We start from the raw sequence: 25,779 nt of genomic DNA, 5'->3' as shown, positions 1-25,779 counted from the left end.
TTCAGAAAGAGGCGCGCCGGCGGGCCGTTGGCCCGCTCCCCTAGGCACGAAAGGCCGCAGCGTATTAGCGGAATACGTAAGGCCTTGAGTAACGACGGGGACGGGGCAACGGACCCCGGCCCGAAGGGTTATTCTTAAAAAGCCTTCTCTCCGCGTTGCTCGGCGACTTATGTGTCACAATGGACACACTGCGTCGCCTCGCGCCTTGATAGAAGGCTTTTTAAGAACAACGCGCCTCTTTCTGAAGGAAGAGCGGACCCTGGTGGGTTTCGGCTGGTGGTTCGTCGATTAGGAATAGACCTTCACGAACTTTTCCCCTTCTTTCCGCGCCTTGCCGCGCTGGTCCCATCGGATCCCGTCATAGTTGGAACGGAAGGTCTTGCTCATGTTGCGGGGAGCGGAGCCCTTGCCGTTCTGGATGGAGGTCGCCGTGGGGGCGGAGGAGGCCTTGGGGCCGCAGCCGCAGCCCGATCCACAAGAATGTTCGCTCATACGGGATTAATTTAACAAATCGCGGCGGTTTGTAAATCGGGTCTCTTACCTATGCGTGGATGGCGTGGCCGGAGACGGCGTGGGCGGCCTCGCGGACCACCTCGCTCAGGGTGGGGTGGGCGTGGCAGGTCCGGGCGATGTCCTCCGCGGCGCCCCCAAACTCGATGACGGAGACGGCGGCGGCGATCAGCTCCGAGGCGGCGGAGCAGAGGATGTGGACGCCCAGGACCCGGTCGGTCTTGGCGTCGGCCAGGATTTTGACGAAGCCTTCCGTCTGGTCGTTGGCCAGGGCGCGGCCGTTGGGGCCGAAGATGGCCTGGCCGGTTTTGTAGGCGACGCCCTTTTCCTTCAGCTGCTCTTCCGTGTGGCCGACGGAGGCGGCTTCCGGGCTGGTGTAGATGACGCCGGGGATGGCGCCGTAGTTGACCTGGCCGGGGAGGCCGGCGATCCGCTCGGCGGCGGCGATGCCTTCGTCGGAGGCTTTGTGGGCCAGCATGGGGCCGTCGACGATGTCGCCGATGGCGTAGATGTGGGGGACGCTGGTCTGGTAGTGGGCGTTGATCTGGACGCGCTTCCGCTCCGTCAGCGCCACGCCGGCCTTGTCCAGGCCGAGCCCGTCGTAGAAGGGCCTGCGGCCGACGGCGACGAGGACTTTCTCGGCGGAGAGCTTCTCCTGCTTGCCGCCGGAGGAGACGGTGAGAGTGACGCCGTCCTTGCCGACTTCGCCCGCCTCGACCTTGGTGTCGGTGAGGATTTTCAGGCCCTGCTTGGCCAGGCTCTTGCGGAGGGTTTCGGCGATCTGCCCGTCGAAGCCGAGGGCGATGCGGGGAAGGAACTCGACGACGGTGACTTCGGCGCCGAGGCGTTTCCAGACGGAGCCGAGTTCCAGGCCGATGGCGCCGCCGCCAACGACCAGGAGCGACTTGGGCACCTTGTCGAAGGCGATGGCCTCCGTGCTGGAGACGACGTTCTTGCCGTCGAACTTGAGGAAGGGCAGCTCCACCGGGACGCTGCCGGTGGCCAGGATGAAGTGGTCGGCGGTGACGGACTTTTTCGCCCCGTCGGCGCCTTCGACTTCCACGGTCTTGGCGTCGGCGAAGCGGGCGAAGCCGGAGAGCCGCTCGATCTTGTTCTTCTTCATCAGGAACTCGACGCCCCCGGTGAGCTTGGTGACGATGCCGTCCTTCCGCTTGAGAAGGGCGGCGAGGTCGAGGGAGAGATCCTTGGCGACGATGCCGTGGGCGCTGAAGCGTTCCTGGGCGAAGTGGAAGTGTTCGCTGGAGGCCAGGAGGGCCTTGGACGGGATGCAGCCGACGTTCAGGCAGGTGCCGCCGAGGGTTTTGTCCTTTTCGACGATGGCGGTCTTGAAGCCGAGCTGCGCGGCGCGGATGGCGGCGACGTAGCCGCCCGGGCCGGAACCGATGACGAGAACTTGGTAATCGGCCATACGCTTAGACTTCCAGGAGGGCGGAGCCGGGATTCTCGATCGCTTCCTTGATGCGGACGAGGAAGGTGACCGCTTCCTTGCCGTCGACGAGGCGGTGGTCGTAGCTGACGGCCAGGTACATCATGGGGCGGATTTCGACGCGGCCGTTGATGGCCACGGGGCGCTCCTGGATGGAGTGCATGCCCAGGATGCCGCTTTGGGGCGGATTGACGATGGGGGTGGAGAGGAGCGAGCCGAAGGTGCCGCCGTTGGTGATGGTGAAGACGCCGCCTTCCAGGTCGGGCAGGGTGATTTTCCCGGCGCGGGCCTTTTTGGCGTAGTCGGCGATGGCTTTCTCGATGTCGGCGAAGGAGAGCTGGTCGGCGCCCCGGATGACGGGGACCAGCAGGCCCTTCTCCGTGGAGATGGCCACGCCGATGTCGAAGTAGTTGTTCTGGACGATCTCCTTGCCGTCGATCTGGGCGTTGAGGGCGGGGACGGCCTTGAGGGCCTCGACGACGGCCTTCACGAAGAAGGACATGAAGCCGAGCTTGATCTCGTGCCTGGCGACGAAGCGGTCCTGGAAGCGGGCGCGCAAGGCCATGACGTTGGTCATGTCGACCTCGTTGAAGGTGGTGAGCAGCGCGGCCTCCTGCTGGGCGCTGACGAGCCGGGCGGCGATCTTTTGCCGCAGCTGGCTCATCGGCTTGCGGACGGTGCGGGGGCCGGAGGGAGCGGCGGCCTTGGCGGGCTTGGCGCCACCGGAGCGGACTTCGTCCACGGTGACGCGGGCGAGCGCGGCGGGGTCGAGGCCCTTCTCCTCCGCGGCGAAGCGGGCGGCGGGGGAAAGGACGGGCGCGGAGGCCTCGCCGGCGACGGCGGCCTGTTTCGGCGCGGGAGCGGCGGCGGGTTTGGACTCAGGCTGGGCCTTCGGCTCCGGCTTGGCTTCGGCCTTGGCGGCGGGTTTGTCGGCCTTCGGCGCGGGGGCGGCCTCGGCGGGCGCGGGGGCTTTTTCGTCAATGCGGGCGACGACCTGGCCGACGTCGACGGTGGCGCCGCTCTCCACCAGGGTGGCGAGGAGGCCCGCCTGCTCGGCGGCGACCTCGGAGGTCACCTTCTCCGTCTCGATCTCGAAGAGGACGTCGCCGGGGCGGACGTAGTCGCCGTTTTTCTTGTGCCACGTGCCGAGGGTGCCGGTCGTGATCGATTCGCCCACGGAGGGGACTTTGACGTCGATTGCCATAGTGTGATTGGGGAAGAAGAAGGGTGCTTAGATTTTGAAAGCCTGGGCGATGAGGTCGGCCTGCTCCAGCTTGTGCAGCGCCAAGGCGCCGACGGCCGGGCTGGAGGAGGCGTCGCGGCCCGCGTAGAGGATCTCGCGGCCGAAGAGCGCGCGCAGGCGCGGCTCGATGAAGGACCAGGCGCCCATGTTCTGGGACTCTTCCTGGCACCAGACGACCTTCTCGTAGCGGGAGACGTCGTCCGCGGCCTTCTTCAGCGCCTCGCCGTGCAGCGGGTAGAGCTGCTCGACGCGGACGAGGACCGCGTCCTCGATCTTCTGCGCCGCGCGGTAGTCCGCCAGGTCGTGGTAGACCTTGCCCGCGCAGAGGATGAGGCGTTTGGCCTTCTTGGGCGCGGGCTGGACGTCGGCCAGGATCTCCTGGAAGGCGCCGCCGGTCAGGTCGGCCAGGGCGGAGGTGCAGCGCTTGTCGCGCAGCATGCCCTTGGGCGTCATGACGACGAGGGGCTTGCGCAGCGTCTCCCGCAGCGCCTGCCGCCGCAGGAGGTGGAAGTACTGCGCCGGAGTCGTCGGGTAGGCGACGATGATGTTGTCCTCCGCGCAGGCCTGGAGGAAGCGCTCCAGGCGGGCGCTGGAGTGCTCCGGCCCCTGGCCGTCGTAACCGTGCGGCAGGAGCATGGTCAGGTTGGAGGTGATCTCCCACTTCGATTCGGCGCTGGTGATGTATTGGTCGATCATCGTCTGCGCGCCGTTGGCGAAGTCGCCGAACTGCGCCTCCCACAGGACCAGGACCTTGGGATAGTCCAGGGAGTAGCCGTAGTCGAAGCCGAGGACGGCGTATTCGGAGAGCGGGCTGTTGTAGACGCAGAACTGCGCCTGGCCGGGGGCGATGTTCTGCAGCGGCAGGTAGCGCTTGCGCGTCGTCACGTCGTAGAGGACGGAGTGGCGGCTGCTGAAGGTGCCGCGGCGGCTGTCCTGCCCGGAAAGGCGGATGGGATGGCCCTGGTCCAGGAGGGAGCCGAAGGCCAAGGCCTCCGCGCCGCTCCAATCGAGGGGCTGCTTCTTTTCCGTCATGGCGCGGCGGCCTTCCAGGACCTTGGCCACCTTGGCGTTGATCTGGTGGCCTTCCGGCACGGCGACGAGGGCCTGGCCGATGCGGACCAGGTCGGCCTCCGGCACGGCGGTCTTCACGGGGACGAAGTTCTCCGGCGCGTTCTCCACCATCGGCGGGCGCAGGGCGGGGACGATCTCCTTCGCCGCGGCCTTGGACTCGGCCATGGCGGCGGAGAGCCGCTCCTCGAACTTCTTCACGTAGTCCCGGGCTTCCTCTTCCGTGATGTCGCCGTCGGCGACCAGGCGGCGCAGGTAGACCTGGCTCACCTTCTCCTTCTGCGCGATGGCGCTGTAGAGGGTCGGCTGGGTGAAGTTGGGCTCGTCGCCCTCGTTATGGCCGTGGCGGCGGTAGCAGACGAGGTCGATGACGACGTCCTTGCCGAACTTCTGCCGGTATTCGAGCGCCATCTCCGTGACGAAGACGGCGGAAAGCGGGTCGTCGCCGTTGACGTGGAAGACGGGCAGGTCGAAGCCCTTGGCGATCGCCGTGCAGTAGGTCGTCGAGCGGCTGTCCTGCGGCAGGGTGGTGAAGCCGAGCTGGTTGTTCACCACGATGTGGACGGTGCCGCCGGTGCGGTAGCCTTCCAGCTGGGAAAGGTTGATCGTCTCGAAGACGATGCCCTGCCCGGCCATCGCCGCGTCGCCGTGGATGAGGATCGGCAGGGCCTTCTTGCGCTCCTGGGTGTCGCCGAGGAGCCGCTGGTGGGCGCGGGTCTTCCCCTCCACGACCGGGTTGACCGCTTCCAGGTGGCTCGGGTTCGGGGCCAGGGAGAGGCCGACGCGCTCGCCGGTGGAGGTGGTCTGCACCGCGTCGTAGCCCAGGTGGTACTTCACGTCGCCGTCCCCGTGGACGCCCTGCGGGATGTAGTTTTCCGCAAACGCGGTGAAGAGGAACTTGTAGTCCTTCCCCAGGATGTTGGTCAGGACGTTGAGGCGGCCCCGGTGGGCCATGCCCATGCAAACCTGCGCGATGCCGTGGCCGGGGCAGGCCTCCACGATCGCGTCGAGCATGGCGATGAGGGTCTCGCCGCCCTCCAGGGAGAAGCGCTTCTGGCCGACGTAGCGGACGTGGAGGAAGTTCTCAAACTCCTCCGCGCGCAGCACGTTGTTGAGGATCCGCTTCTTCTTCTCCCGCGCGTAGCGGGGCACGGCGCGGCCGCTTTCCAGGCAGTCCCGCACCCAGCGGCGCTGGGGGAAAGCCTGGATGTGCATGTACTCGGAGCCGATGGTGCCGCAGTAGGTGGCGCGCAGGATCTCCAGGATCTCCCGCAGCGTCCGGTCCCCGCCGCCGGCCAGCGTGCCGGAGTCGAAGACGGTGTCGAGGTCGGCCTCCGTGAAGCGGAACTGCTCCAGGGAAAGCTCCGGCATGTCGCCGGGGGCCAGATTGTTGAAGCCGAGCGGATCGAGGTTGGAGAGCCGGTGGCCCAGCGTGCGGTAGGCGAAGAGGAGGTTGTAGAGGCGGGCCTGCTTGAGCCGCAGCGGCAGCTCGCCCGGCGCGCCGGCGGCCGCGCCCCCGGCGGACGCGGAGGCCTTAGGCGGCAGGGTCTGGCAGCCCAGCTCGAAGCCCTCGAAGAAGGAACGCCAGGTCGGGTCGACCGACTCGGGCGCGGTCTTCCATTGCTCGTAATATTCCTCGAGGAGGGCGGCTTGGTCGCCGCTGCCGATGCCGCCGCGGGCGTGGGCGGTCTGACCGTTTTGGGCGCTGCGGCCCAAGCCCGCCGGAACGACCGGCGCGGCGGGAGTGGAGGTGCTCATGAGAAGGGCCTTTCAGCCTATCCTCCCCCCCGCCGGTTTCAAGTTTTTACGCGGTTGCGTAACGCTTCTTTCGATGGACGGTTTCCGTTCCCTTTTCCGGGAGCTGGAAAGCCGGGCTGCTGAGACGGTCGGACTGTTCGCCGGTGGCCACCTCCTGCAGCAGGTCGGCGACGCTCTCCAGGACGCGGGTGGGCTGGTAGACGTAATCGCCCATCTCGCCCAGGGAGGTCGAGCCGGTCAGGACCAGGTAAGCCTGCATGCCGATCTCGACGGCGCCGCGGATGTCCGTCTCCATCGTGTCGCCGACCATGATGACGTTCCAATCGGCGTGGCCCTGGCCCTGGAGGAGCCGCTTCCGGGCGCGGCTGAACATGTAGGGATTCGGCTTCCCCAGGTAATAGGGACGCTGGCCGGTGCTGGTTTCCAGATAGGCGGCCAAGGCTCCGGCGCCGGGCCGCGTCTTGTCCGAAGCCACCGGGCACCAGCAATCGGGATTGGTCACCACCAGGCGGGCCCCCTTCTCAATCAATTCATGGGCTTTAACTATTTTGTCCATCGGCGGGAAGCCTTCCCCGACCACGACGTAATGGGGAGCGATGGCGTCGTTCGGGATCTTCGCCTCCTGAAGGGCGCCGATCAGGCCGCCCTCGCCCAGGACGTAAGCGGTGCAATTCGGGTGGGTTTCCCAGAGAAAGTCGGCCGTGTTCAGCGCCGAAGTGTAGAAATGGCGGGGGTAGAGATCCTTAATCCCCAAGTGTTTGAGCTTGATGGCCAGCTCATCCGGCGTGGGGGCCGAGTTGTTCGTGAGGAACAGAAAGGGAATCCCCTTCTCCTGGAAGAGGGCGACCAGGTCGGCAGCGCCGGGGATGAGCTGATTCTCGCGGTAGATGACGCCGTCCATGTCGAGGAGGTAGGCGTTTTGCGGAGTATTCATGATATGCAGGGCAGTCTAGGGCTTTCGGCACGGCGAAGCAAGGGGGGTGCCCCTGTTATACCAGGTATTAAAGCGGGTTCGAGAGAATCGGACGGCTTGCCGCCGGGCCTTTTTCCAGGGTAGTACGGGGGCCCTCACCATGCCCTCCCCCATCAATCTCCCCGCCTGGCGCGCCCTGGAAACCCACTACCCGGAAGTCGAGCCTCTCCACCTCCGCGACCTCTTTGCCCAGGACCCGGAGCGGTTCAAAAAATTCTCCCTCCGCTTCGACGACCTCCTCCTGGACTTTTCCAAGAACCGGATCACGGAAAAGACCCTGGGCCTCCTGCGCAACCTGGCGAAGGAAGCCAAGCTCGCCGAGTGGACGGAAAAGATGTTCTCCGGCCAGAAGATCAACATCACGGAAGACCGCGCCGTCCTCCACACGGCCCTGCGCAACCGCTCCAACCGCCCCATCCTGGTCGACGGCCAGGACGTGATGCCGGAGGTCAACGCCGTCCTGGCCCACATGAAGGAGTTCTCCGAGGCCGTCCGCGGCGGCGTCTGGAAGGGCCACACCGGCAAGGCGATCACCGACGTGGTGAACATCGGCATCGGCGGGTCCGACCTGGGCCCCGTCATGGTGACGGAGGCGCTCCGCCCCTACGCCTCCGCCAAGCTGCGCGCCCACTTCGTCTCCAACGTCGACGGCACCCACCTGGCCGTCGCCCTGGAGCGCCTCGACCCGGAGACGACCCTCTTCATCGTCGCCTCCAAGACCTTCACCACCCAGGAGACGCTGGTCAACGCCACCTCCGCCAAGGAATGGCTCCTGGCCAAGCTCCAGGACCCCGCCGCCGTGGCCAAGCACTTCGTGGCCCTCTCCACGAACGAGAAGGAAGTGACCAAATTCGGCATCGACCCGAAGAACATGTTCGGCTTCTGGGACTGGGTCGGCGGGCGCTACTCCCTCTGGTCGGCCATCGGCCTCTCCATCGCCCTCTACGTCGGCTTCCCCGTCTTCGAAGAGCTGCTCACCGGCGCGCACGAGATGGACGAGCACTTCCGCACCGCCCCGCTGGAGGAAAACCTCCCGGCCACGCTGGCCCTGCTCGGGATCTGGTACAACAACTTCTTCGGCGCGCAGACGCAGGCCATCCTGCCTTACGACCAGTCCCTCCACCGCTTCGCCGCCTACTTCCAGCAGGGCGACATGGAGAGCAACGGCAAGTCGGTCGACCGGGACGGCAACCGCGTGGCCTACTCCACCGGCCCCGTCATCTGGGGCGAGCCCGGCACCAACGGCCAGCACGCCTTCTACCAGCTGATCCACCAGGGGACGAAGCTGATCCCCTGCGACTTCCTGGCCCCCATCGAAACCTTCCACCCGCTGGGCGAGCACCACCCGATCCTCCTCTCCAACTTCTTCGCCCAGACGGAGGCCCTCATGAAGGGCAAGACGCTGGACGAAGTTCGCGCGGAACTCACCGCCCAGGGCGTCACCGGCGCGGCCCAGGACGCCCTGGCCCCGCACAAAGTCTTCACCGGCAACCGGCCGAGCAACTCGCTCCTCTTCCAGAAGCTCACCCCCCGGACCCTTGGCCGCCTCACCGCCCTCTACGAGCACAAGATCTTCGTCCAGGGCATCGTCTGGAACATCAACTCCTACGACCAGTGGGGCGTCGAGCTGGGCAAGCAGCTGGCCAAGGCGATCCTGCCGAAACTTTCCGCCCCCGGCCCCGTCACCGGCCACGACAGCTCCACCGCCGGGCTGATCGAATACTACAAGTCCCACCGCGCCAAGAAGTAACGGGCGGCCCGGAACCTGCTTCGTCCTGATAGCCATGCGCCTCAAAAACCTCGCCGTCGGCCTGCTCTTCCTGCCGAACGTGCCCGCCGCCGTCCCGGCCACCCCGCCGCCTGTCGCGGCGGTGACGGCGCGCTCCGTCCTGGCGCGGCCGGTGCCCCGGCCGGTCTGCATCGGCGAGATGCACGGGACGCCGCAGCACTTCCAGATCGAGAGGGAGACCGTCCAGGCCCTCGCCCAGCGCGGCTACAAGAACTTCGACATGGAGCTTTCCCGCGACATCGAAGGGCCCGCCCGGGACTACTTCCGCTCCGCCCGCACGCCGGAGGATTACCGCGCCCTGCTCACCACCTTCGTCGACCGCGCCGCCGCGGGCGCGCCGCCGCGCAGCGCGGGCGAACGGGAAACCATCATCGGCAACGTCCTCCAGGACCAGGGCATCCGCCAGGCCGTCGCCCTCTCCGCCGCCGCCCACGACGCGGGCATGGCCGTCCACTTCATCGACGTTCCCGCCCGCGACATGTACCGGGCGGGCCAAGACCCCATCGCCTCCGTCGCCGCGCGCAACGAAGCGATGGGCCGCCTGGGCGCCGAACACGCCCGGGAAAGCGGCACCATCCTCATCAACGGCTTTTGGCACGAGACGACGCTCGCCTCTCCCAACAGCCTCCCCGGCGTCCTCATCCAGGCCGGGAGCGCCCCCTGCCAGGTCTTCCAGCTCGCCGTCGACGGGCAGCGCCCGGAACTGAGCGCCGAGGGCGGGGGCAGCTTCCTCCTCCAGCCCCAGCCGGTCGACGGCCTCGCCCAATCGGCGAAGGACATCGTCACCGCCGTCGACAAGGAGCGCCTGGCGGAAGCCCTCGCCTTCCAGCGGACGACGCTTACGCCCATCGCCCTCGCCGCCGTTTCCGGCCCGCAGGTTCGCGCGGGCCGCTAGGGCCGGGCTAAGGCTTGCGCCGCGCCGCCCCAGCGGGCAAGAATCGCCCCTCCCATGGCCGACGCCGCAACCCGCCCCAAATCCCGCGCCGTCTACGTCGCCCTGGCGCTGACGCTCGGCCTCATGGGCCTTCACAATTTCTACGCCCGCCGTTGGTGGCAGGGCGCGGCGCAGCTGATCGTCTGCATATTTGGATCCCTGGTCGGCGCCCTCCTCACCACCCTCTGGGCGATGGTGGAGGCCGCCGCGGTCACCCATGACGGGGACGGCGTCCTCCTTTACGTCCGGCCCCTGGCGCCCCGGAAGCGGCGCATCTACGTCCTTTTGGCCCTCTTCCTGGGCATGACCGGCGCGCACAGCTTCTACGCTTATTATTGGGAGCGGGGCATCCTTCAGGCCTCCCTCACCCTCTTCGGCCTCGGCTGCGAACCGCTCCTGACCCTCCTCATGGTCGACCCCCAGTCGACGGCCTTCTTCCTCCTGCCGAAGCTGCCGTGGGTCGTCCTCCTCTGGGCCTGGGCGGAGGCGGCGCTGGTCCGCAGCGACGCGCGCGGCCAAGACTTCCTTTCCCCCCCTTATGTCGACATCACTCTTTGATTACCACACCCACACGCCCCTCTGCCGCCACGCGGAGGGAGCGCCGATCGAATACGTCCGCGCCGCGCAGGCCAAGGGCCTTTCCGAGATCGGCTTCTCCGACCACAATCCGATGCCGACCCAGTTCGACGACTGGCGGATGGCCCCGGACGAGCTGCCGAAGTACCTGGCGCTGGTGGAGGAAGCCCGCGCCGCCGCGCCCGGCTACCCGGTCCGCCTGGGGCTGGAGTGCGACTTCATTCCCGGTTACGAGGACCACATCCGCCGCCTGGCCGCGGAAGCGGAGTGGGACTACCTGATCGGCTCCGTCCACTACTTGGCCCCCGGCTGGGACGTCGACGGGCCGAAGCATGTGAAGAAGTTCACCGAGCGGCCCGTGGCGGAGATTTGGGAACTCTACTTCGCCGCCTACGCGAAGATGGCCCAGTCCGGCCTCTTCGACTTCTTCGCCCACCCGGACCTGGTGAAGAAATTCGGCTACCGGCCGGAGGGCGACCTCTCCCGCTTCTACGGGGAGGCGCTGGAGGCGGTCGCCGACTCGGGCAAAGCCATCGAGGTGAGCACCGCGGGGCTGCGGAAGGAAGTGAAGGAGATCTATCCTAGCAAGCAGTTCCTGGAAATGGCCTTCCGCAAGAAGATCCCCGTTCTCATCAACTCCGACGCGCACGCGCCGGGAGACGTGGGCCACGCCTTCGACCAGGCCTTGGCGCTGGTGAAGGAAGTCGGCTACACGGAGGTGGTCCGCTTCGCCGGGCGGAAGGCGATCCCCACGCCGCTCTAGGGCCGCGCTAACGCCGCGGCTTCGATTCTTTTCCGCCGCCCCCGCCGGATAGGATCGCCTGGATGCCGATCTTTTGCAGCAGCTTGCCCGCCGCCGCACGCACGGCGGGGGAGGCGTCCGCCTCGTCGAGCGCCGCGTCCAGGGCCTCCCGAAAGGGCTTCATGCCCTTGCCCTGAAGGCCGAGCTTTTTCTGGATGGTGAGCGTGGCGGTGATGACTTCCGGCTCCTTGGCCAGGGCCTCCTCCCGCTCCGGCACGATCCCCTCTTCCGACTCGGCCGGGCCGGCAACGTAGGTGACGAAATGGCGGGCCCACTCGGCCAGCGCGGAAGGAGCGCTCATATTTATTTGTTCCGCTCGCGCTCCATGACCTGGGCGGCCAGGGAGCCGACGTGGCGGGTCGGGTTCCCCACGGCGAAGTCCTGCAGGGCCGTCGCCTTCTTGAGCGCGGCGGCGTCGCGGTCGGCTTCGCTTTCGATGCCTGCCTGGGCGAGCGCGTCGATCCGGCCCGCCAGGTTCCGCCCGTAGTCGCGCGCGTCGCGGACGCGGGCGGGAAGGTCGGCCTGGTCGATCTGGTTCAAAAGGTGCTCGAGGGTGATGCGCTCCGGGTCGGAGGCGTTGGAAAGGGTGTCCTCCAGAGCTTCGTGGAAAGGGCGGGTGTCGGGCAGGCCAAGGCTCTCCTTCAGCCGCAGGCTACTCTGGATCAGCTCGGGCTCCATGTCGGCGAGGGCGTCCGCCTCCGCCTTCTCGCGAAGGACGATCTGCCCGGCGTAATCGGCCATCACGGCCGCCCATTCCGCCAGGGCTTCCCGGCGGGACTCCTTCGGTTCCATGTCCATGGTACGTTAATTCGGCTATTTCCCGCTAGCGGATGATGCCGCGTTCCGAGGTGCGGACGAACTCGACCAGGCGGGAGACTTCCGGGTTGCCCGGGAATTCCTCCTCCAGCTTCGCCAGGGCCTGGGTGGTGTTCAGGTTCCCGTCGTAGAGGAGGCGCTGGGCGTCCCGCAGGGCGCGGATCTGCTCGGTGGAGAATCCATGGCGGCGCAGGCCCACCAGGTTCAGGGAACGGACCGTGGCCGGGTTCCCGTCCGCCAGGCAGTAAGGGGGGACGTCCTGGACGATCTTGCTGCACCCGCCGACCATCCCGTAGCGGCCGATCCGGCAGAACTGGTGGACGGCGGAGAGGCCGCCCAGGATGACGTGGTCGTCGACGACGACGTGTCCGGCCAGGGTGCCGTTGTTGGAAAAGACGCAGTGGCTCCCCACGCGGCAGTCGTGGGCGATGTGGACGTAGGCCAGGAAGAGGTTGTCGTCCCCGATGACGGTGGCGGCGCCGGGGGCGGTGCCCCGGTTGACGGTGGTGAATTCCCGGAAGCGGTTTCCCGCGCCGATCCGCAGGTGGGTGGGCTCCCCCGCGTATTTGAGATCCTGCGTCCGGCCGCCGATGGCGGAGAAGGGGAAGAAGTGGTTGTCCGGGCCGATTTCCGCCGGCCCCTCGATGGAGGCGTGGTGGTCGACGCGGCAGCGGTCGCCCAGGACGACGCCCGCGCCGACGACGGCGTAGGGGCCGACCTCGACGCCGGCTCCCAGCCGGGCTCCGGGATCGACAACGGCGGTGGGGTGGATGGCCATGCGGGCGGAAGTCCTAGCCGTCGACCAGGGCGAACATGAGGTCGGCCTCGCAGACGACCTGGCCGTTGACCAGGCACTGGCCGCGGGCCTTGCCGATCTTGGCGCGGGACTTGGTCAGCTCCACCTCCATGATGAGGGTGTCCCCCGGCATGACGGGGCGGCGGAACTTGGCCTTGTCGACGCTCATGAAGTAGCCGAGGCGCCCGGCGTTTTCCGCCTGGCGGAGCATGAGGATGCTGGCCACCTGGGCCATGGCCTCGATCTGGAGGACGCCCGGCATGATCGGGTGCCCCGGGAAGTGGCCGGGGAAGAAGGGCTCGTTGATGGTGACCGTCTTCTGGCCGATGGCCTTGTTCTCCGCCGGGAACTGGAGGATGCGGTCGACCAGGAGGAAGGGGTAGCGGTGGGGCAGGATCTTCATCACCCCGTTGATGTCGAGGGCGCCCTCTCCCACGGGGATGTTCTCCACCGGCATGAGCTGGGAGACGTAGTTGCGGTATTGCTTGGCGATGGCCTTGGCCAGCTCGACGTTGAGGCCGTGGCTCGGCTTGCTGGCCACGATGTGGGCCTTCAGCTTCAGGGGGAACAGCGCCAGGTCGCCGACGATGTCGAAGATCTTGTGGCGGACCAGCTCGTCCTGGTAGCGCAGGGGCTGGCGGCTGACCAGGGAGTCTCCCTTGATGACGATGGCGTTCTCCAGGCTGCCGCCCTTGATGAGGCCCTTCTCCATGAGGGGCTGGACCTCCTCGTAAAAGACGAAGGTGCGCGCCTGGCCGAGCTCCCGGGCGAAGCGGGAGGGCTCATGCTTCCAGTGGAGGAACTGGGTGAAGTTGCCGGTATGGTTGGCGTTGGTGCAGGTGACCTGGAAGGTGTCGCTGGGCCAGGCGGCCATATGGGCGCCGTCCTTGCCGGTGACGCAGACGGGCTCGCGCAGCTCGTAGGCCTTGGCCGGAAGGTCCTGCTCCAAGAGGCCCGCCTCCGCGATGGCGTCGACGAAGAGGGACCCGCTGCCATCGCCGATGGGGGGCTCGTTGGCGTCCAGCTCGATGATGGCGTTGTCCACGCCGCAGCCGCGCAGGCTGGCCAGGACGTGCTCCACGGTGTGGATCTTCACGTTGCCCTCTCCCAGGGTGGTGGCGCGCTCCGTCTGGCGGACTTGGTCGATGTGGGCGGCGACCGTCGGCTCGTCGGCCAGGTCGGTCCGCTTGAAAACGTAGCCGGTGCCGGTGGGAGCGGGCTTGAGGGTCAGGGTGACGTGGCTCCCCGTGTGGAGGGCCGTCCCCTTGACGGTCACTTCCTTTTGGAGCGTGTGCTGCTTGGCCGAAGACATGGCCGGATTAAAACCGTTTGCCGGAGTTTGGCAAGCGGCGAGGGAATCCGGCCCGGACGCGCCCTATTCCGACTCGGACGCCTTGACCGACCAATTCAGGCTGACGCCGCCCGCCCCGCTCCCCTGGGTATTGACGGTCAGGGACCCGGTGGGCGGCTGGCCCATGGCGGCTTTGTTCCAGCTCAGCTCGTTCCAATTGACCCAGGCGTAGGACCAGTCGTTCTGGCCGGGATCGGTCCCGCCGGTTTCCTTCTGGCTGTTGCTGTTGATGAAGCCGAAGACCAGGTTCCCGCTGGGGGTGCAGAGCCAGTCTCCCCGGTAGCGGGGGCAGGCCGGATAGCCGTAGCTGTAATCCTGCACCTGGGCGCCCGCCGTGGAACGGCCCGCCACGGCGTTCGTGTTGCTGGAGGACAGGGCCGTGGCGACGTTCTGGGTGAGCTGGCGCAGGTCGAGGTAGCCGGACTGTCCGTTGTTCATGTGGACGACCAGCCCGTTGGGCGTGGCGACGCCGTACGCGCCGCCTCCGTAGACGTATTGGTAGCCGCCCTGGCCGTAGACCGCCTGGCCGACGATCGCCACGCCGCCATTGGCGGAGGCGTTGGTGACGGAGTTGTAGGAAAGCTCGTCCAGATTGACGACGCCCCAGACCCCCGCGTTCCCGTAGGAAACGCCGGTCGGCCCCACGGCCGTGCCGCCCATCCGGCAACAGTAGACGTTGATGGCATTGGTGTAGCCCCCCAGGGAATAGCCGTGGATGGCGTAGGAGTGGCTGCCGGAGCTTGTGGTCGTGGTCGTCGTGCTCCCTCCTCCTCCACCGCCGCCCCCGCTATCGCCGCCGCCCCCTCCGTCGCCGGAATTCGCCGTCACAATCGTGTCCGAAGACGCCTGCATGGCCCAAGCGCCCGCAAGGGGGAAGACCAAAAGCGCCGCGGCGATCCAAAGCAGCTTCATCTCTTTCACAGGTAAAAGCATAAAATATGCCGTGGTATCGGGGAGATTTGGTTGTAAGTCAACCGCCGTCGATGGCATCGTGACCTCCACCGGATGAGCGACTTCCACACCCTGCTCAAGGTCGAAAACCTGACCATCGATTTCGTCTCCGACGGGCGGGAGACCCGCGCGGTCGACGGGGTTTCCTTCTCCATCGCCGACGGGCGGACCGTCGCCATCGTCGGCGAAAGCGGCAGCGGCAAGAGCGTCACCGCCCTGGCCATGACCCGGCTCCTCCCCACCCCGCCCGCCGTCTACCGGGGCGGGTCGATCCTCTTCGAGGGGCGCAGCGTCCTCCACGCCTCCCCGGAAGAGCTGCGCCGCCTGCGGGGCAAGCAGATCGCCTACATCTTCCAGGAGCCCTCCACCTCCCTGAACCCGGTCTACCCCGTCGGCGCGCAGATCGCGGAGGCGATCCGCCTCCACCGGCCCGGCCTCTCCCGCGCGCAGGTCCGCGCGGAGGTCGTCCAGGCGCTGGCCGACGTCGGCATCGTCGATCCCGCCGCCCGCGCCCGCGCCTACCCGCACGAGCTTTCCGGCGGCATGCAGCAGCGGGTCATGATCGCCATGGCGCTGGCCTGCCAGCCCCAGATCCTCATCGCCGACGAGCCGACGACCGCCCTGGACGTCACCATCCAGGCGCAGATCCTCTCCCTCCTGAAGGAGATCAAGGCCAAGCGGCAGATGGCCGTCGTCCTCATCACCCACAATTTCGGCATCATCAAGGACTTCGCGGACGAGGTGCTGGTCATGTTCCGCGGCAAGATCGTGGAGCGCGGGGAGGCCCGGCAGGTCCTGGAAAACCCGCAGCACCCCTACACGAAGGCCCTCATCGCCTGCGTGCCGCGCCTGGGCCAGCAGCGGGAGCGGCTCACCACCATCGACTACGCCCAGCTTTCCGCATGAGCGCCCCCCTCCTGGAAGTCAAGGACCTGCGGGTCCACTACCCCGCGCGCGGCGGCTGGTTCTCCAAGCAGGGGGAGCCGGTCCGCGCCGTCGACGGCGTCTCCTTCACCGTGGAGAAAGGGAAGACCGTCGGCCTCGTCGGGGAGAGCGGCAGCGGCAAGACGACGATCGGCCGCGCCATCGTCGGCCTGGCCCCGGTCACCTCCGGCGAAGTCCTTTACGAGGGGGCGCGGATCGACGGCCTCTCCGCCCGCCGCTTCCTGCCCTACCGGAAGAAGATCCAGATGATCTTCCAGGACCCCTTTCACTCCCTCAACCCCCGCATGCGCGTGGAGCAGATCGTCGGCGAGGCGCTGGAGATCCACTTCCCCGCCATGACCCCCGGCCAGCGGCGGGACCGCGTGGCGCAGCTTTTGGAAAGCGTCGGCCTCAAGGCGGAGCACCTGGCCCGCTACCCGCACCAGTTCTCCGGCGGCCAGCGCCAGCGCATCGGCATCGCCCGCGCCCTGGCGGTGGAGCCCGACCTCATCGTCTGCGACGAGCCGGTCAGCGCCCTGGACGTCTCCGTCCAGGCCCAGATCATCAACCTCCTCCAGGACCTGCAGGAAAAGCTCGGCCTGGCCTACCTCTTCATCGCGCACGACCTGGCCGTCGTCGAGCACCTCTCCGACACCATGCTGGTCATGCACCGGGGAAAGATCGTGGAGGCCGCCCCGGCGGAGGAGCTCTACCGCAACCCGCAGCACGAATACACCCGACGCCTATTAGCGGCGGTTCCCACCCTTTGAGTTGGATTTCCCCCTCCCTCCGCGCGCGGCTCGAAGCGGAGGGGACCACCCTCTACCGGATCCACACCGCGCCCGGCGGCACCGTCGAGCGCTTCGGCGGCGACGTCCTCCTCTCCGTGGAGCGGGAGGCCGACGCGCCCGCCCTCCTGGAAGCCTACCGCGCCTGGGCCGGGCGGGAGGGCTTCGCCGCCGCGCGCGTTTTCCGAAAGATCCTGCAGGCCAAGCCGGGCCCGGAACCCTACGCCCTCCTGGAGGGCGATCCCGCCGCCGACCGCCGGACCGTGGCCCTGGAAAACGGGCTCTCCTACCGGATCGACTTCGGCGCGGGCTACTCCTGCGGCCTCTTCCTGGACCAGCGGGAGAACCGCCGCTTCCTGCGGGAGCTGGGCGCGGCGACGGTCTTCAACGGCTTCGCCTACACCTGCGCCTTTTCCGTCGCCGCGGCGGCGGGCGGCGCGGAGACGGTCAGCGTCGACGTGGCGCCGAAGGCCCTGGCCTGGGGGAAGGAGAACTTCGCCCTCAACGGCCTCGACCCGCAGGCCCACCGCTTCTGGCCGGACGACGTGCGGGAAAGCCTCCACCGCCAGGAGCGGCGGAACAGCCGCTTCGCCGCCGTCATCCTCGACCCGCCCAGCTTCGCCCGGACGCCGGAGGGAAAGGTCTTCCGCGTCCAGGACGAGCTGCCGGAAATGGCCGCGCAGGCCCTGGGCCTATTGGAAACGGGCGGCCACCTCCTCCTCTCGACGAATCTCTCCACCCTGACCCGGAACGACCTGGCCGACTGGGCCGAAACCGCCGCCCGCCAGGCGGGCCGGAAGGTGAAGCCGCTCCCCGTCCCCGCCCAGGAAGACCTGCCCCCGGGCGAGGGGGCGCGGACTCTCTGGGTCCGGGCGGACTAGCTTTTTGGGGGGCCGAGCGGCGGAAATAGCCGAATTACTCTCAACACAACCTAAAGGGACACCATGGGACACACCAACGACGCACAGCTTAAAGGGGAAACGTTTCTCGCCAAATTCGACCGCGTGACCGACGCCGTTTTCGACAAGGCCGTCCAGACCTGGCTCTGTGCCGTCCCCAGCTCCCTGATCCTGGGGGGAGTGGCGCGCGGCCTGGTCGAGGGCGCGGAACGCAACGCCGCCCAGCACCCGGCGGTGACCGATTTTCTGACGCGGGGCGCCGTTCTCTCCTTTGACGGCATGCTGATCGGCGCGGGCGTCCTGGCCGCGGCCACCGCCGGAATCGTCGGCACCGCCGCCACGAAGGCCGTGGCCCATATTCCCGAAGTCGTCTCCCACGTCGTCCGCGATCTCAAGGAAGCGGGCCGTGAACTGCGCCGCGGCGTCACCGCCGACCTCGACGAGGCCCGCGCCTCCACGAACCGGGAAGCGGGCCGCTAAAGCGGCCTAGCGCTTCTTTAGCGCCTCGAACCAGGCCGAGGGCCTGTCCACAACGACCGTCCGGTGCCCGGTGATGACCCGGGCCGCCCAGAAGGCGCAGAGCGCCGCCACCGCGCAGAGCCCGACCAGCTCCGCCGTGCGGCGCAGCCGTTTCCGGCCCGGCCGGACCTGGTAGACCGGCACCGGCGGCGGGGGCGTCACCGGGGAATGCCCCGGCGCGGGGGAAGAGGGCGGAGGCGTTTCAGCCATGGCGCGACGGTAGCGGCCCGGCCCCGCTTTCCCCAAGCCTCTTTTTGCGGCCTTGATTCCACCCCCCGGGAAGCGCAACCTCTTCCCCTTCCCCGCGATGGACCCGACTTTGCTGCGCGAGATCGACGCCTTCCTCCAGGCGCATGAGTCCTTTTGCGTCCTCTCCCATATCCGGCCGGACGCCGACGCCTGCGGCACCGCCCTGGCCTTCGCCCTCTCCCTGGAGGCCAAAGGGAAGCGCGTCCGCGTCTTCAACCAGGACAGCCTGCCGGAGACGCTCCGCTTCCTACCCGGCTCGGAGCGGGTGGAAAAGACCCCGGCGGAGCCCGTCGGCCCGGAAACCGGCGTCATCTGCGTCGACACCTCCACCCTGGAACGGACCGGGGAAACCTTCCTCTCCTGGAACCGGAAGCCCGACCTGAACCTGGACCACCACGCCAGCAACCCCGGCTACGCCCGGATCAACCTGGTGGACGACACCAGCCCCGCCGCCTCCCAGACCCTTTTCGAGGTGATCGAGAAACTCGGCCTCCCCTGCCCCCCGGAAGCCGCCGCCAACCTCTACGCCGGAATCATGACCGACACCGGCTCCTTCCGCTACCGGCAGACCACCGTCCGCACCTTCGAGGTGGCCGCCCAGCTGGTCCGGCGCGGGGCCGATCCCTCCCTGGCCGCCCAGCAATGCTTCCAGACCGTCTCCCCCGCGGCCTTCCGCCTCCTGCGGGAGGCAATGAACGGCACCCGGTTCGCCTTCGGCGACCGCGTGGCCTACTACCACCTGACGCCCGACCTCTACGCCCGCACCGGCGCCAAGCCGGAGGAGGTGGAAAACTTCCTGGACCCCCTCCGCTCCGTCCGCACCGTGGAAGTGGCCTTCATGCTGGAACAGGTGGAGGGCGGAAAAATCCGCGCCAGCCTCCGCTCCCGCGCGCGGGTCGACGTGAACGCCATCGCCGCCCAATTCGGCGGCGGAGGCCACCGGCTGGCGGCGGGCTTCCGCTCCTCCAAGCCCCTGGCGGAGCTGGAGGCGGCCCTCCTGCAGGCCATCGGCAACGCTTTACCCCAAGACTAGAAAAAACGACTTCATGGAACTCGACGGCGTACTCCTTCTCGACAAACCCAAAGGCCCCACCTCCCACGACATCGTCGACCGCGTGCGGCGCAAATTCGACATGAAGAAGGTCGGCCACTGCGGCACGCTCGACCCCGCCGCCACCGGCCTCCTCATGGTCGTCCTGGGCCGGGCGACGAAGATCCAGGACCTCCTCATGGCGGAGGACAAAGTCTACGCCGGCCGCATGAAGCTGGGGGAGGCGACCGACTCCCAGGACGCCCAGGGCGTCGTCACCGCCACCGCGCCGGTCCCCGCCCTGACCCCGGCCGACATCGAGGCGGCCTTCGCCAAGTTCTCCGGGGACTTCTACCAGATCCCCCCCATGGTCTCCGCCGTGAAGAAGGACGGCGTCCCCCTCTACAAGCTGGCCCGCGCGGGCAAGACCGTGGAGCGGGAACCCCGGCTGGTCCACGTCTACCGGCACCAGATCAAGACGGTGGAGCTGCCCTTCATCGACTTTGAAATCGGGTGCAGCAAGGGCTTCTACGTCCGCACCTACTGCCACGACATCGGCGCCGACCTGGGCTGCGGCGCCCACCTGACGGAGCTGATCCGCCTGCGCTCCGGCAACTTCGCCCTGAAGGACGCCGTGAGCTGGAAGGAATTCGAGGAAGAGTCCGGCCCCGCGCTGGCCCCCAAGGTCCTCTCCCTGGCGGAGGTCTCCCGCCTGCGCCGCCAATAAAACGACGGGAATCACGCCATGCCCGAGTCGTTCTTCGCCCTGGAACCCCGCCCGAAAGTGCTGGGCCTGGCGATCGGCGTCTTCGACGGCGTCCACCTGGGCCACCAGGCCCTGGTCCGCGAGCTGGCCCGGCAGGAAGGCCGCGCCACGGTGGCGCTCACCTTCGAGCCCCATCCCGCCGCCCTCGTCCACCCGGACAAGGCGCCGCCCCGCCTCTCCACCGCCGCGCAGCGCTCCTACCTCCTGCAGGTGGCGGGCGCGGGAGACGTCGTCACCCTCCACTTCGACGAGGCCCTGCGCGCCCTCTCCGCCGAGGAGTTCCTCACCGCCCTCCACCGCCTCTTCCCGAACCTCAAGCGCGTCGCCGTCGGCCCGGACTGGCGCTTCGGCCACGACCGCGCGGGCAACGCCGCCATGATGGCCGAATACGGCGGCCGCCACGGCTTCATCGTGGAGACGATGCCCGTCCTGGAAAAGGCGGGCGGCCCCGTCCGCAGCACCCGCATCCGGGAAGCCATCGCCGCGCACGACTTCCCCCTGGCCGCCGCCCTCCTGGGCCGGGAATACGCCCTGGACGGGCACGTCGTTTCCGGCGCGGGCCGGGGCACCGGCATCGGCTTCCCCACCGCCAACGTCGGCGGCATCACCCAGATGCTCCCGCCGCCCGGCGTCTACGCCTGCCGCGCCGCCGTGCCGGACGGCGTCTTCCGCGCCGTCGCCAACTACGGCTCCCGCCCCACCTTCGAAAAGGACGGCAAGCCCGTCCTGGAAGTCCACCTCCTGGGCTACGCCGGGGAGCTCGAAGGCTCCCCCATCGCCGTCGGCACCTTCCGCCGCCTGCGGGGGGAAAAGAAATTCGCCAACGTCGAGGAGCTCAAGGCCCAGATCCTCGAGGACATCGCTCGGGCGGACGAGGAAGCGATCTAGGCCCTACTCCGGCGTGGTGGAAAGAGCCCCGCGCGATTGAGCAAAGACGCCCTTGAGCGCCGCCATGCTCCGCTGCGCCTCCTTGGCCATCCCCGCCGTCTCCTGCAGCGGCGCGGCCAGCGCCTCCACCGAGGCCGGCGTCAGGGCCGCCTTCAAATAGGACTCCACGTCCCGCATCTGGCCGATGAGCGGGCCGATCTTCGCCTCCGTCGCCGCAATATCCTTGTTCAACAGCTGGAACTGCGCCTGCCGGTCGGCCAGCTGCTTCGTCGCCAGATCGCGGATGACGGGGGAGCGGATCTCGCCGATCTGCTGCCGCCACGCGTCGTAGCGGGCGGCCAGCCGCTCGTTGAAGTCGGAGAGACTGTCGGGGAGGGTCTTGTTCAGGCTGTCGAACTTCTCGAGGTTGCGGGAGTAATCGGCCAGCGGCCCCTTCAAATCACGGCCCGGCATCAGGCTGGCGATCCTCTCCAGCGCCGCCGTCGCGTTATTCAGCCGCTCCTGGAGGAGGGAATACCGCTTTTCCAATCCGCGGAAGGCGTCCCGCACCGCGTTGTCCTCCTCCGCATGGGCCCCGCCGGAAAGACACGCCGCCAGGAGAACGGCGCAGAGCAGACGGATCAGAAGCTTCATGGCCCCGACGCTAGGGCCAATCGCCATTTAAACAAGCCGCGCGCCTTCGGTTCAGCGGCCGGACGTGACGGCCTGCGTGAGGGCGATCGCGTTCGCCGTATTGTTGATCTGCTGATGCACGGCGTCCTCTTTCGGCTTCATGATTCGGTCCACCTCTCCTGCGGTCTGCTGCGTGACCGAGGCGCGCACCGCATTCTGAAACTGGGCCGGGGTCAGCTCGACGCGGCACAGGACGCCGTTGCCGGAAGGCAGGCACGGGGCGTTCACCGGATCTTTTTCTCCCACGGGAATCTTCAAGCCGCCTTTTTCCTGGAATTGCTCCGAAGTCATCGGAATTTCGCAGGCGACGTTCTCGCCCGCCGCCGCGCACTGGGCGGGCAGGGTCTTGGCGCCTTCAAACAACCCTCCCTTGTAGGAAATCTGCAAATTCCGCAATTGGCCCGATTGGAGCGCTTTTTGGATCTCGTTCGTGCTGGCCGCATCGAGCCGCTGCGTGACGGCCTCCCGCTCCTGGCCCACATGCACCAGGGAAGTGGCCTCGGAGCTTATCACCAACCCCGTTCCCAGCAGCGCCACAACCGGAAACATGTTGAGCGCCAAATCACCCAAACGCTTCTCCTTGGCGGAATCCACGGTTTCACGGACATGCTCGGTCCCCATCTCAACACAGTCCTTACCGAACTCGACACATTCCTTAATCGCGTCATGCGGGTTCATATACTATCTAATTCGGCTATTTTTCAGCCGAAAACCGCCTAACGGCGCGCCCAAAGCCAGCCCGCCCCGGCCAGGAACGCCGCGCCCAGGAACCAGCCCCACGCGCCCGGGTGGGCCAGGAAAAGCCCCTGCTTGAGCGCGCCCGCCGCGCCGATGACGCCGAAACAGAGGGACACGCCCGCCGGGTGGCCGCGCCGCCCGCCGAAGAGGGTGAAGAAGGCCGCCGTGAAGACCAGCCCCGCGGCGACGCCGGAGAGAAGCCAGTTGCCGAGCGTCTCGATCGGCCCGCCCGCCAAATAGACGAGGGTGCCGAAGACAAGCGCCGCGCCCGCCGCCGCCGCGCCCGGCAGGCGGCCGGAGCGGGCCAGAAACCCGGCCAGCACCGCCAGCCAGCCGAACTGGGCGGCGGTGTAGAGGATGTCCGGCAGGCGGCCCACCGCGGCGGCCAGCCACGGGAGGGCGGCGGAGAGGGGCTGGGAATCGGCCCACGCCGGCGAAAGGGAGGTCCAGTGGCCGCAGAGCGCGCGCACGCCGACCCAGGCGAAGCCCGCCGCCGCCGCGCCCCAAAGCTCGCCGCGCGCCGCCGGGCGGGCGTCCCGCCGCCCGGCCAAAAATCCGGCCAGGGCGCCGATGGAAAGGGAGGCGAAGAAGGCGTGGAACAGCTCGATGCCGACCGAGGTCAGCGCCTGGTTGAGGAAAGGCTGCGCGGTGGAAAAGCCCGCCACGGTGTCCGGCCAATTATTGACGAGGAGCACGGCGCGCAGGCCGAAGACGACCGCCGCCAAGCCCAGCGCCGCGCGCCAGGCAAAGCGCCCGCGCGCCCAGGCGACGAGCGCGACGGCCCACGCCGCGAACATGGCGGCGAAGGTGACGCTGCGGGCCAGCTGCCGGATCACGTCGAACGGGGCGACGCGGTCGGCCTCCGCCCGCTCCCAGGCCTCCGGCACGTGGAGATAGGCGCGCACGTCGCCCACCTCGCCCCCCGCCAGGAGGACGGCGTAGCGGCCCTCCCCTTCCTTCAGCGGGTAGCGGGCCGGATCGGGATCGGCCCAGACCAGCTCCCAGTCGGTCCGGGCGGGCTCCTCCTTGGGATCGATGGAGATTTCCCGCAGGGCGTCGGCGGGGACGTTCCAATCCCGCCGCAGCGCGGCGGCGGCCAGGGTGCGGGCGGCAGGCTCGGCCAGTTTGGCGCCGGGCCGGGCTTCCGGCAGCCGGTGGGAAATCTCCCGCACCGCGCCGTGGCGGACGACGGTAACCGAGTACTCTTCCGCCCGCTGGGCCACATCCCCGTGGAAGTGGACGAAGCGGACCTGCCAGGCGGGCGGCTCCAGAAAGCGTTCCAGGAGCCTCCGGTAATCGGCGCGGGAACCGTGCCGCCAGGCGAAGGCGTCGTCCCGGCCCGGCGCGCTCGTCACGCCGGAAAGGACGGTCCACGTCGCGTCGAGCTGGAGCCCGCGCTGGAAGAGGGCCGTGCGGGCGATCTCCTCCGCCTTCGCGCGGGAGAGGACCAGGCGGGGAACGGGATTTTGAAAATCGCCGAAGCCGATCCAAAGGGCCACGCCCGCGAGGCCCGCCACACCCCAGGCCAGGACGGCCCGCCGGGAAGCCGCCGGGGCGGCGACGGCGGCGGAGGCGGCGTCTTTCCGGGCGGCGGGCGGCTGCCACGCGCCGTTCCAGGCGGAGGCCGCGGCGGAAGCCAGAGGGCGGCGGAAGCGCGCCCAGAGGACGACCCAGAGCGGCAGGAAGACGAGAAGGAAGAGCCACGCCCGGTCGATCCAGATGCCGGGAAGCCTGGAGACGAGGAGGGAGAGGGACATCATCACCGCGTCATAGCCAAAGTGGCAGAGGACGGCGGGCAAAAGGCCGAAGCGCAGGTAGAGCAGGCCGAAGAGGGTGGCCGGGACGACCAATTCCACAATGCGACCATAAGCGGGCTGGACGGCGTAACTGGCGTGGCCCGCGCCGAAGAGGACGACCTGGACGACGAAGGCGAGCGCGATGGCCAGGCGGCGGCAGCCGAAGCGGCTCCCGATGAGCGCCGCGCCCGCCAGCGGGATGGCCCGGAACATCGACTCCTCCCAGCTCCCGGCCTGGAAGGCCTTGGCCACGGGGCCGAACCACGGGACGTAGGTGGAGGGAAGATTCGGGTCGATCAGCATCTCCGACGGGCTCCACCAGCCGAAACGGCGCGCGGTGAAGAGGTAGAAGGCGACGACGAAGGCGGTGTTCAGCGCGACGACGAGGTAGCCGCCCACCGTCCGCCCCAGCACCTCGGGCGATCCGGCGGCGTCCCGGCTCCACAGCCTGCCGATTTGGAGGTGCTGCGGGAAGGCGCGGCGGGTCAGCCCCTCCGCCGCCATGAAGGAGAGGGAGAAGAGGATCGAATCGATGAGGAACTGGCGCAGGAGCGGGGCCAGCACGTCCTTGAAGAGGAAGAGGCGCGGGGAGAGGGCGGTGTCGTAGCCGATCCACTGAAGCGGCAGCTCGTTGAGGGAGGCCAGGAAGACGAGGAAGGCGACGCCCAGGCCCGCCAGGAGCGGCCCGCGGACGAGGGCGGCGCGGCGGCGCAGGAGGTAGAAGAGGCCGCCCAGGCAGCCGCCGAGGCCGTAGAGGAGGACGACGGCGATCTGGTCCGCGGTGGCGATGGTGGCGTTGGCCGAGCGCATCTGCTGGTAGCGCCGGGCGAAGGCCTGCGGCACCTTGACCGAATGGACGAGGGCGGTGAGCCGCCCGCCGGAAACGGTGAGGGTCAGCCGGAAGCGGGCTTCCCCGGCGCGCTCCGCCCGCTCGTAGACGAAGGTGTGGTCGACGCGGCCGGAGGGGCGGACCTCCTTGGAGGCGCCCAGGAACTTGTAGAGGGAAAGAGGCACGCCCCACGGCCCGGCGGCGGCGCTTTCCGCCAGCGCCCGCGCGGCGGGGACGGGAAGGGCGGCGCCGGGGGCCGACTCGGCCAGGGTTTCCTCGAAGCCGTAGGGGTTCCCCTCCGGCGTGAAGTAGAAGGTCGCCTCGTTCTTCTCCCCGGGGCGGTAGTGGCGGACGATCCACTGGAAGGGCGCGTAGAGGTTCCCCGCGATGAGGCGGCGGAAGGCTTCCTTGCCGCCCCCCTCCAGCTCGACGTAGTTCTGCACGTCGTCGTCCCCGTTGAAGACGGCGGTTTCCCGGTAGCCCTGCGGGCCGCAGAGGGTGCGGGCGGCGACGTCCCGGGCCTGCCGCAGGGCGGCGGCGCGGTCCATCTTCAGGTCGACGGTGAGGACGGGAAAGGCGCGCGGAAAGTCCCGGACCGCGTAGAGCGCGCAGCCCAGGAAAAGGAGGACCGCGGCGACCCAGAACGCGGGACGGCGATACATGCCGG

General features: G+C 68.4%; 25 protein-coding genes. 11 read left to right on the top strand and 14 right to left on the bottom strand.

What is annotated here, in order from left to right; all coding sequences use genetic code 11:
• Positions 1–288: 288 nt before the first annotated feature.
• From PW734_05015 to PW734_04995, 5 genes are read right to left on the bottom strand one after another with little or no spacing between them, the layout of a single operon-like run.
• Positions 289–492, bottom strand: coding sequence for a hypothetical protein (locus PW734_05015; GenBank protein ID MDE1170564.1), 204 nt, complete (start codon positions 490–492; stop codon positions 289–291).
• Between the two features lie 49 nt (positions 493–541).
• Entirely contained in the window at positions 542–1,939 is a 1,398-nt protein-coding gene (gene lpdA / locus PW734_05010) for a dihydrolipoyl dehydrogenase (protein MDE1170563.1), read from the bottom strand.
• A gap of 4 nt (positions 1,940–1,943) precedes the next feature.
• Positions 1,944–3,161, bottom strand: a complete 1,218-nt coding sequence (gene odhB / locus PW734_05005; GenBank protein ID MDE1170562.1) for a 2-oxoglutarate dehydrogenase complex dihydrolipoyllysine-residue succinyltransferase — start codon at positions 3,159–3,161, stop codon at positions 1,944–1,946.
• A gap of 27 nt (positions 3,162–3,188) precedes the next feature.
• Positions 3,189–6,026 (bottom strand): 2-oxoglutarate dehydrogenase E1 component, encoded by a 2,838-nt coding sequence (locus PW734_05000; GenBank protein MDE1170561.1) that lies wholly within the window; start codon positions 6,024–6,026, stop codon positions 3,189–3,191.
• 46 nt (positions 6,027–6,072) lie between these two features.
• Complete coding sequence (locus tag PW734_04995) at positions 6,073–6,960, bottom strand: HAD-IIA family hydrolase (protein MDE1170560.1); 888 nt, start codon at positions 6,958–6,960, stop codon at positions 6,073–6,075.
• Between the two features lie 139 nt (positions 6,961–7,099).
• Between PW734_04995 and pgi the strand changes: the two genes are divergently transcribed.
• The 4 genes from pgi to PW734_04975 are packed head-to-tail and all read left to right on the top strand — an operon-like array spanning position 7,100 to position 11,061.
• The gene (gene pgi / locus PW734_04990; protein MDE1170559.1) at positions 7,100–8,749 is read left to right on the top strand and encodes a glucose-6-phosphate isomerase; all 1,650 of its coding nucleotides are present in this window, start codon (positions 7,100–7,102) and stop codon (positions 8,747–8,749) included.
• A 34-nt stretch (positions 8,750–8,783) separates the two neighbouring features.
• Complete coding sequence (locus PW734_04985) at positions 8,784–9,683, top strand: hypothetical protein (GenBank protein MDE1170558.1); 900 nt, start codon at positions 8,784–8,786, stop codon at positions 9,681–9,683.
• 54 nt (positions 9,684–9,737) lie between these two features.
• Positions 9,738–10,280 (top strand): TM2 domain-containing protein, encoded by a 543-nt coding sequence (locus PW734_04980; protein ID MDE1170557.1) that lies wholly within the window; start codon positions 9,738–9,740, stop codon positions 10,278–10,280.
• The gene (locus PW734_04975; protein ID MDE1170556.1) at positions 10,261–11,061 is read left to right on the top strand and encodes a histidinol-phosphatase HisJ family protein; all 801 of its coding nucleotides are present in this window, start codon (positions 10,261–10,263) and stop codon (positions 11,059–11,061) included. The genes PW734_04980 and PW734_04975 overlap by 20 nt, the downstream gene beginning before the upstream one ends.
• Positions 11,062–11,068: 7 nt before the next feature.
• On the opposite strand, the gene PW734_04970 is transcribed toward PW734_04975, so the two are convergent.
• The 5 genes from PW734_04970 to PW734_04950 all read right to left on the bottom strand — a co-directional run bounded on the left by PW734_04970 (position 11,069) and on the right by PW734_04950 (position 14,975).
• Positions 11,069–11,401 (bottom strand): hypothetical protein, encoded by a 333-nt coding sequence (locus tag PW734_04970; GenBank protein ID MDE1170555.1) that lies wholly within the window; start codon positions 11,399–11,401, stop codon positions 11,069–11,071.
• Between the two features lie 2 nt (positions 11,402–11,403).
• Entirely contained in the window at positions 11,404–11,892 is a 489-nt protein-coding gene (locus tag PW734_04965; protein MDE1170554.1) for a hypothetical protein, read from the bottom strand.
• Between the two features lie 31 nt (positions 11,893–11,923).
• Positions 11,924–12,694, bottom strand: a complete 771-nt coding sequence (gene lpxA, locus PW734_04960) for an acyl-ACP--UDP-N-acetylglucosamine O-acyltransferase (protein MDE1170553.1) — start codon at positions 12,692–12,694, stop codon at positions 11,924–11,926.
• A 13-nt stretch (positions 12,695–12,707) separates the two neighbouring features.
• Positions 12,708–14,024 carry a bifunctional UDP-3-O-[3-hydroxymyristoyl] N-acetylglucosamine deacetylase/3-hydroxyacyl-ACP dehydratase gene (locus tag PW734_04955; GenBank protein ID MDE1170552.1) on the bottom strand — a complete coding sequence of 439 codons (1,317 nt, stop codon included), beginning with the start codon at positions 14,022–14,024 and terminating at the stop codon, positions 12,708–12,710.
• A gap of 63 nt (positions 14,025–14,087) precedes the next feature.
• A complete protein-coding gene (locus PW734_04950; GenBank protein MDE1170551.1) occupies positions 14,088–14,975 on the bottom strand; it encodes a hypothetical protein in 888 nt (295 codons plus the stop codon).
• A gap of 93 nt (positions 14,976–15,068) precedes the next feature.
• Here PW734_04950 and PW734_04945 point away from each other — a divergent pair, with 93 nt between their 5' ends.
• The 4 genes from PW734_04945 to PW734_04930 all read left to right on the top strand — a co-directional run bounded on the left by PW734_04945 (position 15,069) and on the right by PW734_04930 (position 18,105).
• Entirely contained in the window at positions 15,069–15,920 is an 852-nt protein-coding gene (locus PW734_04945; GenBank protein ID MDE1170550.1) for an ABC transporter ATP-binding protein, read from the top strand.
• Complete coding sequence (locus tag PW734_04940) at positions 15,917–16,708, top strand: ATP-binding cassette domain-containing protein (GenBank protein ID MDE1170549.1); 792 nt, start codon at positions 15,917–15,919, stop codon at positions 16,706–16,708. Before PW734_04945 ends, PW734_04940 begins: the two co-directional genes overlap by 4 nt.
• A complete protein-coding gene (locus PW734_04935; GenBank protein ID MDE1170548.1) occupies positions 16,705–17,607 on the top strand; it encodes a class I SAM-dependent methyltransferase in 903 nt (300 codons plus the stop codon). The genes PW734_04940 and PW734_04935 overlap by 4 nt, the downstream gene beginning before the upstream one ends.
• Positions 17,608–17,670: 63 nt before the next feature.
• Complete coding sequence (locus PW734_04930; GenBank protein ID MDE1170547.1) at positions 17,671–18,105, top strand: hypothetical protein; 435 nt, start codon at positions 17,671–17,673, stop codon at positions 18,103–18,105.
• Between the two features lie 6 nt (positions 18,106–18,111).
• On the opposite strand, the gene PW734_04925 is transcribed toward PW734_04930, so the two are convergent.
• Positions 18,112–18,354 (bottom strand): hypothetical protein, encoded by a 243-nt coding sequence (locus PW734_04925; protein ID MDE1170546.1) that lies wholly within the window; start codon positions 18,352–18,354, stop codon positions 18,112–18,114.
• Between the two features lie 97 nt (positions 18,355–18,451).
• On the opposite strand from PW734_04925, the gene PW734_04920 reads away from it, so the two are divergent.
• The 3 genes from PW734_04920 to ribF are packed head-to-tail and all read left to right on the top strand — an operon-like array spanning position 18,452 to position 21,077.
• Positions 18,452–19,426 (top strand): bifunctional oligoribonuclease/PAP phosphatase NrnA, encoded by a 975-nt coding sequence (locus tag PW734_04920; GenBank protein MDE1170545.1) that lies wholly within the window; start codon positions 18,452–18,454, stop codon positions 19,424–19,426.
• A gap of 13 nt (positions 19,427–19,439) precedes the next feature.
• Complete coding sequence (gene truB / locus PW734_04915) at positions 19,440–20,150, top strand: tRNA pseudouridine(55) synthase TruB (protein ID MDE1170544.1); 711 nt, start codon at positions 19,440–19,442, stop codon at positions 20,148–20,150.
• An 18-nt stretch (positions 20,151–20,168) separates the two neighbouring features.
• The gene (gene ribF / locus PW734_04910) at positions 20,169–21,077 is read left to right on the top strand and encodes a riboflavin biosynthesis protein RibF (GenBank protein ID MDE1170543.1); all 909 of its coding nucleotides are present in this window, start codon (positions 20,169–20,171) and stop codon (positions 21,075–21,077) included.
• A 3-nt stretch (positions 21,078–21,080) separates the two neighbouring features.
• Here ribF and PW734_04905 read toward each other — a convergent pair whose 3' ends face one another.
• Genes PW734_04905 through PW734_04895 form a run of 3 tightly spaced genes read right to left on the bottom strand, consistent with a single transcriptional unit; the run spans position 21,081 to position 25,774 of the window.
• The gene (locus PW734_04905) at positions 21,081–21,710 is read right to left on the bottom strand and encodes a DUF2959 family protein (protein MDE1170542.1); all 630 of its coding nucleotides are present in this window, start codon (positions 21,708–21,710) and stop codon (positions 21,081–21,083) included.
• A gap of 51 nt (positions 21,711–21,761) precedes the next feature.
• Positions 21,762–22,427: a hypothetical protein gene (locus PW734_04900; protein ID MDE1170541.1), complete on the bottom strand. Its 666-nt coding sequence runs from the start codon at positions 22,425–22,427 to the stop codon at positions 21,762–21,764.
• A 38-nt stretch (positions 22,428–22,465) separates the two neighbouring features.
• On the bottom strand, positions 22,466–25,774 hold the full coding sequence (locus tag PW734_04895; GenBank protein MDE1170540.1) for a CPBP family glutamic-type intramembrane protease: 3,309 nt from the start codon (positions 25,772–25,774) through the stop codon (positions 22,466–22,468).
• Positions 25,775–25,779 lie beyond the last annotated feature (5 nt).

The organism is Verrucomicrobium sp., from assembly GCA_028283855.1.
In the GTDB taxonomy this organism is placed as follows: domain Bacteria; phylum Verrucomicrobiota; class Verrucomicrobiia; order Methylacidiphilales; family GAS474; genus GAS474.
The sequence above is the reverse complement of the archived record's forward strand: the minus strand, read 5'-3'. Positions and strand labels throughout refer to the sequence as shown.